Source organism: Methylobacterium sp. Leaf85 (assembly GCF_001422125.1).
Lineage (GTDB): Bacteria > Pseudomonadota > Alphaproteobacteria > Rhizobiales > Beijerinckiaceae > Methylobacterium > Methylobacterium bullatum.
In genome coordinates this window covers 1-12,001 of sequence record NZ_LMME01000003.1, presented here as the reverse complement: position 1 = coordinate 12,001, position 12,001 = coordinate 1, and the positions used below count along the sequence as shown (strand labels likewise).

At 63.7% G+C, this 12,001-nt stretch carries 9 protein-coding genes; 2 read left to right on the top strand and 7 right to left on the bottom strand.

The genetic code is table 11. The features are described 5' to 3' along the window. Positions 1-5: 5 nt before the first annotated feature. Positions 6-503 (bottom strand): CAP domain-containing protein, encoded by a 498-nt coding sequence (locus ASF08_RS03470; RefSeq protein ID WP_018043047.1) that lies wholly within the window; start codon positions 501-503, stop codon positions 6-8. A 36-nt stretch (positions 504-539) separates the two neighbouring features. After that, positions 540-3,182, bottom strand: a complete 2,643-nt coding sequence (locus ASF08_RS03465) for a DUF3772 domain-containing protein (protein ID WP_082473057.1) — start codon at positions 3,180-3,182, stop codon at positions 540-542. A 676-nt stretch (positions 3,183-3,858) separates the two neighbouring features. Here ASF08_RS03465 and ASF08_RS03460 point away from each other — a divergent pair. Then, positions 3,859-4,407, top strand: a complete 549-nt coding sequence (locus tag ASF08_RS03460; protein ID WP_018043045.1) for an HNH endonuclease — start codon at positions 3,859-3,861, stop codon at positions 4,405-4,407. Between the two features lie 375 nt (positions 4,408-4,782). On the opposite strand, the gene ASF08_RS03455 is transcribed toward ASF08_RS03460, so the two are convergent. From ASF08_RS03455 to ASF08_RS03445, 3 genes are all read right to left on the bottom strand, one after another. Further along, entirely contained in the window at positions 4,783-5,610 is an 828-nt protein-coding gene (locus ASF08_RS03455; RefSeq protein ID WP_056141401.1) for an outer membrane protein, read from the bottom strand. Between the two features lie 218 nt (positions 5,611-5,828). Continuing rightward, positions 5,829-6,686, bottom strand: a complete 858-nt coding sequence (locus ASF08_RS03450) for an outer membrane protein (RefSeq protein ID WP_056141699.1) — start codon at positions 6,684-6,686, stop codon at positions 5,829-5,831. 226 nt (positions 6,687-6,912) lie between these two features. Next, the gene (locus ASF08_RS03445) at positions 6,913-7,764 is read right to left on the bottom strand and encodes an outer membrane protein (RefSeq protein WP_056141398.1); all 852 of its coding nucleotides are present in this window, start codon (positions 7,762-7,764) and stop codon (positions 6,913-6,915) included. 229 nt (positions 7,765-7,993) lie between these two features. Between ASF08_RS03445 and ASF08_RS03440 the strand changes: the two genes are divergently transcribed. Then, positions 7,994-8,317: an MmcQ/YjbR family DNA-binding protein gene (locus ASF08_RS03440; RefSeq protein ID WP_056141395.1), complete on the top strand. Its 324-nt coding sequence runs from the start codon at positions 7,994-7,996 to the stop codon at positions 8,315-8,317. Here the strand turns inward: ASF08_RS03440 and glmM are convergent. Together glmM and ASF08_RS03430 are read right to left on the bottom strand one after the other, a co-directional pair. Then, positions 8,314-9,654, bottom strand: coding sequence for a phosphoglucosamine mutase (glmM, locus tag ASF08_RS03435; protein ID WP_026175800.1), 1,341 nt, complete (start codon positions 9,652-9,654; stop codon positions 8,314-8,316). The genes ASF08_RS03440 and glmM overlap by 4 nt on opposite strands. A gap of 98 nt (positions 9,655-9,752) precedes the next feature. Further along, positions 9,753-11,831 carry a hypothetical protein gene (locus ASF08_RS03430; RefSeq protein ID WP_056141392.1) on the bottom strand — a complete coding sequence of 693 codons (2,079 nt, stop codon included), beginning with the start codon at positions 11,829-11,831 and terminating at the stop codon, positions 9,753-9,755. Positions 11,832-12,001: the final 170 nt, after the last annotated feature.

The window sequence follows — 12,001 nt, the reverse complement described above, 5'->3', positions numbered from 1 at the left end:
CGGGATCACTCGGCGACCAGCAGCGCCCAATAGACCTTGTATTTCGAATTGGGTGCATAGGCCGTGGCGATGCCCATGCGTGTCGCCCGAGGGGCCAGCATGACGGCGTTATGGGCGGGGCTGTCGCGCCATCCCGAGAAGGCCTCCGCCAAGGTGTGGTAGCCGGCGGAAAGATTGGCCTGCGCGCCCGCATAGCCGAGCCGCTGCACCGCGACCTTAACAGTCTGGGCTTGGCTCGGCTTGTCGGCGGCCGCCATCGCCGCCGCCTCGGCTTCAGCCAGACGCTGCAGGTCCGGGTCGATCCGTAGTGGGGCACCGCCGCTTCGCGCACGATAGGCCGAGATCATGTCACGCGCGGTCGCCGTATCGACCGATGCGCCGGAGGTGGTCATCGGCCAGTACAGGCTCGGGAGCGCACCGGTGGTCGGTGCTTCCTTGGCGCAGCCGGATAGCGCCAGACCGCCCAGAAGCGCGAGGCCGAAAACCCGGAATCCCATCGTCATCGTTCTGGCCCCGCCTTCATCGTCGATCGTGTCGGTCTACGACACCTCCGCAGGGCTCCTACGCCGGTTCGGTTCACGGGGCGTTGCCGAGCGCATCGGCTCGGCTTCCTCGTTCGCAGAAGGGCTGACCTGCCGGTCATCGACCTCCTCCGCCTGAGCCGGCCGATCCTGGCTCCGGTTTTGCGCGAACACGCCGGCGATCTGCCCGAGCGCGGTCTGGACCGGCTCCAGACCCTGGACGGTGACGACGCTCGATCCGGGGCCGAGAGCCGGGATGAACCCTGCGCCGGACAAGGCTTGAAACACGGAAAAGTTCAGGTCGCTCGTGACCTTCAGGCCCATGCTGACATCGACGATCATCGCGATCAGTTCGAATTCGAGGAAGGGATCGCCGATCTTGCGGAACACCACTCGCGGCGCCGGCTCCTTCAGCACGTCCGGATGGGCAGAGGCGCAGGCCACCAGCATCTCGGCGGCACGGACCGGATCCTGGTTGCGCAGGACGTTGACGGTGATGGTGACGCGGCCGGTGCGGTCGCCACGAACCCGGTTCTTCACGATACCCGAGATGAGGTTCGAGTTCGGCACGATCACCGCCGAACGATCAAAGGTCTGGATCTCGGTGGAGCGCACCGAGATGCGCTTCACGATGCCCTCGCTGTCGCCGATGAGCACCTGATCGCCGACGCGAATCGGTCGCTCCCACAGCAGCAGCAGGCCCGAGACGAAGTTGTTGACGATGGATTGAAGGCCGAAACCGATACCGACCGAGAGCGCACCGGCGACGATGGTCAGCTTTTCGAGGCTCAAGCCCAGATAGGAGAAGGCCAGCGCCAGGGCGATCAGGAATCCGCAATAGCCGGTGATGGTGGAGATGGAGTTGCGCAAACCGGCGTCGAGGTCGGTGGCCGGCAGGTAGGTCTGTTCCAGCCAGCGCTGGACCGCGCGCGTGATGACGACGCCGATGACAAGCAGCCCCACCGCATACGCGATGGTAGAGAGCGAGATCGTCACGTCTCCAACTTTGAAGCCGAAGAAGGCGCTGCGCACGGAGGTAAAGACATCGGTGGAATCGAGTCCCCAGGGCGCGAGCGCCAGCAGGGCGGCCACCAGGATCAGAACGACCCGGGCGAGCCCGGTCGACAGAACGGCGATCTGGTTGATCGAGCGCTTACGCAGACCGGTATTGGCCTGAAGCGCTGTGGCGAAGCGGGTCTCGTCCTTGAGCGTACCGCCGATGAATGTGTCGGCGCTGGAGATCAGGAGGTAGAGTAACGCGATCAGGCACGCCGTCCAGACCAACTGGTCGATGAGGAAGGCGGCGAAGGCGACATAGCCGACGAGGGGCGCGATGCCGATGACGATGACGGCTGCCCATCCGAGGAGACGCGCCGGTCCGCCGATCGTGGTGGTGGATTCCGGCGCGACGTAGGGACCGAAACACGCCTCCTCCTTGTCCGCCGTGTCGGCGAAGCGATGCAGGCCGATGGCGAGGATCAGGATGGTGGCGAGGGCGCCGATGCCACGGGTGGCGATGGAGATCGACAGGGCGGCGTAGATGCCGGAATTGAGCGCCTCGATGGACTTCACCACGGTGATCACCGTGGCGATGCCGACGGCGAGCCGCGTCAGCCGCGACGCGGTCGAATCGCTGAGCGGTGCCGGGCGCCAGGACGGCTTTTCCGGCGACAGTAGCGCATCGCACAGGGCTTCGACGAAGGCGATGAAGGCGAGGCCGCCGAGGATGGCGCCGGCCACCGGCATGAGTCGCTGCGGCAGCAGGTCCGTGGAATCGAGAGCGTAATAGACGGCGTAGCTTCCCACCACCGCCGGCACGGTGCCGAGGAGGAAGACGCGCCAGGCCGCCATCAGCTTCATGCGCTGAGTCGGATCGACCACGCTCTGGCTGCGCCGCCCGAGGCGCGGGGCGATGTTCCGGCGTCCGAAATACAGCGCCACGGAGATGCCCAGAGCTACCCCGAGCAGGAGGAGATTCCAGATCGATCCGTTGCGGCCGAACAGGCCGGCGATGTCGGTGACGGCGGCTTGCAGAGCCCGTATGTCGCGCGGGACATCGTCGGCGATACGCATCCAAAGGTCGGGATTCACCAGTGCCGACGAGCGCTCGAACAGGCCGCGGGTGAAAGCCGCCCTCCGCTTGTTGGTGATCTGGTCAATGATCTGGTCGCTCTGCACGAGGAGGGATTTCGCCAGCCGTTGTGTCTCGTCGATCTCAGCGACCGCATGTTCGCGCTCGACCCGCTCCTTGGCGACGTCCTCGCCCTCCTCGCCTTCCTTCGGCTTCGGCCCGAGCTGCGTCAGGCGCTCGCGGGCGGCTTCGAGGCGCGGGGTGGTGGCATCGATGATTTGACGGATTCGGTCTGCGATGGCGTCGAGGCCGTCGCGTGCTTTCAGCAGGTTGGCGGGATCGACGTTGCGGCCTGCGAGAAGCTTCTCGCGCTCGTCGAGATTGGCCTTGGCTTCGTCGAGCCGGTCGCGGACATTCTTGATCGCCTCCGACACCGCCTGTTTCGGTGCTGGCGGCTTCGCGGCCGGAGCGGGGGCTGTAACAGCGGGTGGGACGGCGGCGGGCGGCGGCTTTGCCGGCTCCGTCTGCGCGGGGGCGGCGGGCGCCGCCTGGGCCAGAACCGGAAGGGGATTCAGTAGGGAAGCACCCATCCACGCGGCAAGGAGCGCTGCATGTCGCATTCTGCCCTTCATGAATCCCAGTTCCATGTCGTTCCTTTCATCGGCTCAGAACGCCCGCCCCTCTGGCGTCGGCAGGCGGACCCCGGCGCGTGGGGCAGGCATTTTGCAGGCCCCGTATCCGGCAAGGGCCGTGGCCATCACGGGAGCGCCAGCGAAGGCACCTCACACGCCGCAAGCGGCCGCGGGTCAAAAGTCGGATCGTCGGATGGCCGATCAATGGGGCGAAAGGGTGCCGCAGACACATCATTCGCTGAGGCGGCCCGAAAGATTGTGGGCCGCGACGTCGGGGATCGACCGGGCAACCTTCACAAGCGTGTCATGCTGATATTAGACTACCGCGCAATGGACAGAGCCTTTTCGTATCGACGCGAGGAGGTGGCGTTGGCCGTCCATGTTGATGTGCCTCGCCACGAACCGGGCGTTCCCGCCCGATACGACCGCTTTTGGCTAAGCCCAGGCTGGTCCACCCTCCCCGATCATCTGTTCTCTTCGCATCCTGTGCCGGTCCGGCGACCGAGATTTGTTCCCCGGATGCCAAAGTCGAAGACCGAACTGCCGGGACCACCGATCTTTCATCATCCGGGGACGATGCCGCGCCGTAACGCGTTGCGTCGTCCCTTCGTCGATCCGTCAAGAGAGTAGCGCCATGCTGGATCTCCAAACGCTCGTCCTCAACGCGGATTACCGGCCGCTTTCGTATAATCCGCTGTCCTTATGGTCCTGGAAGGACGCTTTCACCGCCCTGTTCCTCGACAGGGTCACACTGGTGGCTAGCTACGATGTCGAGGCCCGCTCGCCGAGCCGCGCCCTGCGGGTCCCGAGCGTCGTCGCCCTCAAGAACTACGTGACCCTGGCGCGCAGTCCGGCCTTCACGCGCTACAACATCTACCTGCGCGACACCTTCTCCTGTCAGTATTGCGGACTTCGGATGCCCTCGGGCGGGCTGACCTTCGACCACGTCATTCCGCGTTCGCGCGGCGGATTGTCGAGCTGGGAGAATGTCGTAGCCGCCTGCTCACCCTGCAACCTGCGCAAGGCGAACCGCACTCCGGCGGAAGCGGAGATGCCGCTCCTGCATGAACCTCACCGGCCGACGCGGCATGAACTCCATCGTCGCCAGCCGGAATTCGATCACCGCGAATACCACCACACCTGGCTGGACTACCTGTACTGGGACAGCGAGCTCGAAAGCTGACGCCGGTCAGTCGTGGGAAAAGCGCGGTGGAGGTTCGTTGTAGACCGGTGCGTTGGGGTTGTGTGTGGGAACGAGACCAAGGACGACCGGCGGCTGGTAGATGGTCCGCGCAATGCGCGGTGCTGGTCGGTAGCAATGGTCGCGATAGGGAATCTGCGACGGCGGAAGGCTGCGATGGCGATCAACATCCGTGAGGTAACCATGTCCTACATGGACGCAGGATAGTCGGTCTCCCGTATCGGCATTCGGCCCAGAGACGAACGCGATAGCCGCAATGCCGACGACGATCGTAGATCGTAGCATGGCGCAATCTCTCGGAGTGAGGATGGGACAAGCGGCCAGGTGTCTTGAGTAGACTCCGGTTTCAGGGGAAAATTAGAACTTGATGCCGACCGCGCCACGAACAGTATTGACGTTTACTTTCACGTCTCCGAATTTCGCGAACTGCAGATATTGGTACTCACCGCGTACGAATATGTTTTGTGTAAGCAGGTAATCCCCGCCGATACCAAGCGCATATCCAAGGCTGTATTTCTCTTTGGTGGTGCCGCCGCTTTCGCTCAGGCCGCCAACCAGATTCGTTCGATTGATGTCCGAATATTCCCTGAGATCGACGCTCACGTCATTGCCGACTACGGCTCGACCTATCGCCAACCCGGCTGTCACGAAGGGCAGAAATGCTCCCATCGGATAACCCGCTCGCATGCGTATCGTCGCATAATCCTGAAGGCTGGCATGCGCGGCGGTGGAAATCCTGTAAATATCATAGGTTCCGTTGCTGAGCATCACGCGCCGGGTGAGGCTGTCCTCCGATCGTCCTTTCTGATTGACGCTGGTATAATCGACCTCCAGGCCAATGACTGCCTCGTCGAATTGATAGTTGTAGCCGGCAAAGCCTCCAATCCCGACATCGTGGGGCCGAGCAGGTTTCAGAGTATTGCTTCCCGAGATGCGATACTCGCTCTCGATAGCCGTGCTGCGAAGGATCTGCGCAAGATCCGATTGACCGGAGGATCCGAAATTCAGCGACGTCGTGGTGTATCCGGCATGGCCACCGAAATAGCCACCGTTCCAATCAATCTCGGCCGAGGCCGTCTCGTAATCCGGGCCTCGCAACACGCCATAGTCAAGGTCCGCAGCGTGGGCTGCTGGATGGCAAACGAGGGCAACGCCGGTGAGGAGTGCAAGGGTGACGGTACGCATCGAGGTCGTCCTCAGGGCTGCAGCCCGATTGTTCTTTCCGAACCTTGCATCGTTTCTAATACAGTAACGTTAATGGTCCGTTGCGGTCGGATTCGATGAATTACGGCAAGGTCTATTCTCGTGGTCGCACGACGAGAAAGCCCGCACGGCGCGGGCCGGGCGGGCTTTAAGCGTGTATGTGTAAGACACCCGAAGGTCCCGGCGCGCCGCGCCCTGCCCTACTCGTAGGGATTGCCGCTACCGTAACCGCCGCCCCCGAAGGCGGCGGCACCGCCGGCGAAACTGTAGCGCAGTCCGACGCGGACCTCGTTGGCCGAGATGTCCTTCAGGCGTGTGCCGAAGCCGAAATCGTCGAGGCCAGTCTTGGCGCGGCCGAGATTGACGTAACGATAGTTCGCGTCGATCGCGAAGCCTGCGCCGATCTCGTAGGAGACGCCTCCGGTCAGCGCCCAGGCCAGGGAGGTGACCGAACCGTTGCGACGCGCGGCAGCGGGGCGAGGGCCAACCACCGGGCTTCCGTCACAGAGCACGGGAACGGTGCAGGTCGTCTGGGTATAGGCGTTGCGGAAGTCCTTCTGAGCGATACCGATGCCGCCGCCGATGTAAGGGGTAAGCCCCCACCAGGTACCGAGATCCGCATAGACGTTCACGAGAGCCGTCAGCACGTCGAGCTTGCCGGCTTCGACGTTGTACCCGTTCGCGAAGTTCGAGCCCGACGAGTAGGTGCTGAAGCGGCTGGGCAGGCGCTGGTCGATGGTGGCGTCCATGCGCAGCCAGTTGTTGAAGCGGTAGCCGATGCCGCCGCCATAGCCGGGCTGATGGCTCAGGCGCAGCCGCACCAGGGGCGGCGTGCCCGGTTCGACCAGCGTCGCGTCCTTGGGGTGATCGAAATAGCTCTCGGTGAAATCTGCGCGCAGGTACCAACCGCTGCCGATCTGGACCGGGGCGGGAGCCGGCGGAGGTGGCGGCGGCGGCAGGAGGTCCGCGGCGAGGGTCGGCGCGGCAGTGCCGATCGCCAGTCCGGCGAGGATCACAGCGAGGGCTGCGGTGCGGTATGGGCGGGGCGGAGTCATCATGGTCCTCACGGAGGCATCGGCCGGAAAGCGCATGTTACGGATGCATGCCGGCGAGGGGGTCGACTGACCAAGATGATGAATTTAAAAGGTTATGATCGCCTTAACCCTAACGGCGCGTCAGCTGGAAAAGACAAATCGCGGCGGCGTTAACCCGGCGGTCGTGCGCGCACGAACGAAGACGGCGCGGGTACCGATCCGCGCCGTCTTCGTGGTGTCATTGATACATTCAGTATTTACGGACGATCGGTTCCGGCATCGGCTGATACTCGACCGCCGGAGCAACGGCGCCGCCGAGGATCCAGCGCATGCCGACCTTCACGTCATGCGAGGCGATGTCCTTCAGGTGGTAATCCGTCTTGCAGAAGGGCGGCGCGTCGCAGGTGATCGTGCCGGTCTGCGCCGAACCCATGTTGAGATAGCGATAGGCGAGCTCGAGCTTGAGGTTCGGCGTAATGGAATAGCCGAGACCGGCATGGGCCGCCCAAGCGAAACTGAGCTTCTGCTTCTCCGGACCCGAGCCAAAGCCGCCCTGATAAAGGCCTTGGCCGTTGTCGGTCACGCCGCCGAACATGTGGTGGGCAAAGCCGACACCTGCGCCCACGAACGGGGTGACGCCGTAATATGTGCCGAGATCGACGTAGCCGTTGGCCATGCCGACCACTGAGGAGAACTTCCCGGACGTGCGATTGATGCCGCCGCTCGGAGTCTCGGCCGCATAGAAAATCCATTTCGCTTCCGAGCGGTACTCGCCGGTGAAATCGAAGCGAAGCCAGGAATTGGCCTGATAGCCGATACCCGCGCCCACGAACGCCTGGTTGCCCAGATAATCCTTGAGGACATTGTACTTGTACGGGATCGGAGGGATGGTGACGTCCTTCGCGACGGTGTGGCCTTCGCCCAGAATACCGGCACCGGCGTCGCCGCGCAGATACCACGCCCCGCCGATCTCGACCGGCGGGGGCAGCGGCTCGGGCGGTAAAGTGGGAAGCAAGTCGGCGGCCTGCGCGAGGCATGGCGCTCCCACGCTCGCAAGGAGCGTGATCGAGCGCGCCAAGGCAGAAAGCTTGGAACGGCGCATAATGGATCCTTCAACTCGATCGTTCGGCTGAAGTGTGGGAGCACCAGCCTGGATGACGACCCCATCATCCGTCGGATGAGTTAAATCGCGCTTAACGTTAAACGTTAGCCTTTCCGAACCGTTAGAGTCCAAAGCCCTACTGCAACTTGCAGACGATATCGACGCGTCGCAGGACTTGCATTCGCGCTGCGTTTCCCTGGTTGTCGCGAGTCATGAGGCGGAGAAATCGATGCGTCCTGAAGACGTGCGCGCCCTGGCGCTAATGCTGCCCGGCGTGGAGGAAGGCGCCCATATGGGCCATCCGGATTTTCGCATCGGCGGGCGGATCTTCGCCACCCTCTGGATCGACGACGAACGCGTCGTTCTCAAATTTCCGGCCGAGCATCAGGCGCTCTTGGTCGAGGCGGAGCCGGACCTGTTCGACCCCGTTCCCGGCGCCTGGGGGCGGCGTGGCTGGACCAACCTGTCCCTGGATGGAGCGGATGAGGAGACGCTCAGAAGCGCTCTCCTCACGGCATGGCGCTACCTCGCGCCGGAGGCGTTGCGTGATTAGGCCGCGGCCTTGGCAACGGCGTCAACGATATCGTCCACCACTTCCGTGACGAGGCTACGGTCATCGCCCTCTGCCATCACGCGAATGACCGGCTCCGTGCCTGAGGGCCTGATGACGACGCGGCCGGTCTCACCGAGACGCTCGCGGCCATGGGCGATGGCGGTGACGACCGCATCCTGCTGCAGCGGCGCGCCGGAGCGGTAGCGCACGTTCTTGAGGATCTGCGGCAGCGGGTCGAAACAATGGCAGACTTCGCTCACCGGCCGCTCCTGGCGCTTGACCACGCTCAGAAGCTGGAGTGCCGCTACGAGACCGTCCCCGGTGGTGGCGTAATCCGACATGATGATGTGCCCCGACTGCTCGCCGCCGAGATTGTAGCCGTGCTCACGCATGTGCTCGAGGACGTAGCGATCACCGACCGCCGTGCGAGCGAGGCCGAGGCCGATCCCGCCGAGGAACCTCTCGAGGCCGAGATTGGACATGATCGTTGCGACGATGCCGGGCTGGGTCAGCCGGTCGTCGTCCTTCCAGGACCGCGCCACGACGGCCATCAACTGGTCGCCATCCACCGACTGGCCCTTCTCATCGACGATGAGAACACGGTCCGCGTCGCCATCGAGGGCAATGCCGATATCCGCCCGCAACTCCCGCACCTTGGCGGCAAGGGCCGCAGGTGCCGTCGAGCCGACATCGTGGTTGATGTTGAAGCCGTCGGGGTCGACACCGATGGCGATCACTTCTGCGCCGAGCTCCCAGAGAGTTTCCGGCGCGACGCGGTAGGCCGCGCCGTTGGCGCAATCGACCACCACCCGCAGGCCGTCGAGGGTGACGTTGCGGGGCAGCGTGCGCTTGGCGAATTCGATGTAGCGGGCGTGCACGCTCTCGATCCGCTTGGCGCGGCCGAGATCGCGCGGGCCGGCAAGCTTCTTGTGCAGCTCCCCGTCGATCAAGGCTTCGATGGCGCGCTCGACATCGTCGTTCAGTTTGAATCCGTCCGGGCCGAACAGCTTGATGCCATTGTCCTCGAACGGATTGTGCGAGGCGGAGATCATGACCCCGAGATCGGCGCGCATGGAGGGGGTGAGCATGGCCACGGCCGGCGTCGGCATCGGGCCGAGCAGCATCACGTCCATGCCCACCGATGTGAACCCCGCGACGAGAGCCGTCTCGATCATGTAGCCGGACAAGCGGGTGTCCTTGCCGATCACGACCCTGTGGCGGTGATCGCCCCGCTGGAACACCAATCCCGCCGCCTGTCCTACCTTGAGGGCGAGTTCAGGGGTGATCACCCCATTGGCGCGGCCCCGGATGCCGTCTGTGCCGAAATACTTACGCACGTTCTTCAATCCTGATCGTCACGGCCCGTCATAGCCGGTTTCGTTTCGCTGAATGGTATCGAAGCATGGCAAACGAATGGGGCTGCGTCCCAGTTCGGTCAAGCTTCGTCGCGGGTGAGGAGGCCGGTGAAGCCGGTAATGATCAGGGAAACGAGGACGGCGCCCTCGATCTGCTCTGCGATGCTGAAATAATAGAGCGCCACCCCTCGCCAGGTCGCCGTGTTCACCCGCCAAAACCGGTCCGTGCCGGCGTCGAAGAGCGGCATGAAGGTATCGAACGAATAGGCCAGCGGATCGAAGGCCGGGTAGAGGTTGACGAGCTTATCCCTCGCCTCGTCGCTGCTCGTGACGCCGGGCACGAAATCGGCCGCCGCCGTTCGGACGAAGATCTCTCCGTCCTGGCAGAGACGTGGCCCCGCTTTGCAGGATTCGAAGGCAGCGCCGGTATAGACGGCGGCCCAGACCACGATGACCACAACCGACCAGCCCACGGCCTTCCATGGATTGAACCCATAATCGGCCAGGACGTGCAGCAGCCAGTTGATGCAGCGCAGGAACCACCCGGTTTCACGCGCGTGCCGTTCGGCCACGCGGCGGGCGATTGCGATGCGGTGAGCATCCTCCTCGTAACCCTGGCTCGCCAGCACCTTGGCGAGATGGCGCCAAGGTTGTGGGCGAAGCCGAGTGAAGAGATCGTCGCGGGATTGCCCGCGGAGCCAGCGCTGCCTCGCCGTATGCGTCGGCAGCGAGGGCACTGCGTCGCCGTCTGGATTGTCTAGATGCTGGTATTCGAACCCGTCGAGGATGAGGTGATCGGCGTCGCGATCCTTCGCATCGCGAAACCTGTCAGGACCGAGACTACGGTGCAGAGGCACAGGAACTGGCCAGGCGGAGGCAAAATCCACATAGGTGCCCACCTTCAGCCGGGAGAGATCGACGATTCCGCGCGGGCGTCCGCATCCCGGATACCGCATGTCTGTGGCATCCGGCATGATCAGGTGCGAAATATTGGATTCGCTGAGATCGAGGGCAACGAAGCGCAAGGGATCGTCTTCAAAGCTCGCCACCCCATGCGCAGCTTCGCCGTAAGTGTCCTGGGCAATCGCGCTTGACAGGATGTGGCTGCCGGAGAGATCGAGGGAGCCGCGAATCTCGACCCCCGAGAGCAGGATCGCACCGGTGACATAGGCGTCGCGCCCTATGATGAATCGTCCCTTCGTCTCGATGCCTCGCCCATCGAGCGCACCGGACGGGCCACCCGTCAGAGTGCCTCCGCTGATCTCGAAATGATGCTCCACGGTTGCGCGGCTGAAATTGAGGCCGCCGTTGATCGTGCTGGGAATGGGGACGTTGTCAGGTCCGACTCCGCCGCGCAGGATGACGCTGCCAATACGGCTGCCCTGGGCATTGATGGCGGTACCGTTCGGTTGGTGGAATGTCGCCCCCTCGGCGGCAAACTGCGCGGCAATGTGAGCGCTAACGAGGTGGCAGGTGCCCATGATGGTCGCGCCATCGAGGAAGATCCCCGCTACCGTCATGTCCTGCACATCAATGGCATCGCCGGCGGGGTTGTCGAAGACCGCACCCACGGCAACGAATTGCCCTCGGATCGTCGCACCGAGGAAGCGGCACCCTCCCTTCACCGTCGCATGATTGAGGAAAGACCCAGCCATGGAACTGCGCTGGGCGTTGATCGCATCTCCATTGGGGTGATCGAACACGGCTCCGTCTGCCGTGAGTGTGCTGGCGATCGAGGCTCCGCTGATATCGCAGGTGCCGGTGAAGGTGGCATGCGAGATGAAGAGCGGTCCGGCAATTGTCACGCCTTGAGCCGACAAGCCGTTACCGATGCGGCTCTTCTCGAAAGACAATGTCCGCGTATGGCTGTTGCTGATGTCGATGCCGTCCGGAATCTCCGCATCGTCGATCCAGAGCGGTCTGACAAGGTAGCGGTCGGCACAGGCAAGGAGGCCCACGACACGGCCGCCGACGAGCCGCACGCCCTCGGGAGCCACGGGCCAGTCCGTTCTCTCGGCGCAGACGAGAGCCCGGATCACGCTGGCGCGGATGGCCTCCTCGGGGGCGAGCCTTAGGATGTCGCCTGCACGGCCGGCCTCGACGAGACGGTGTTCCGGATCAGTCAGTTCGCCGATCGCGTCCTGTGCCGCTTCGTGCATCGATAGTGGCGCCTGTCCGACGTCAGCACCTGTGGGACAGATTGAGGGTCTTCACGAACGGAGGATGGCTGGTTCATCGTAGCCCCTAAGGAGCGAAGATGAAGCAGACATCCGGACCGGCCAAGAAGCCGGCAGAAGCGGTGATCAAGGACATTCRGATCGGAAGAGCG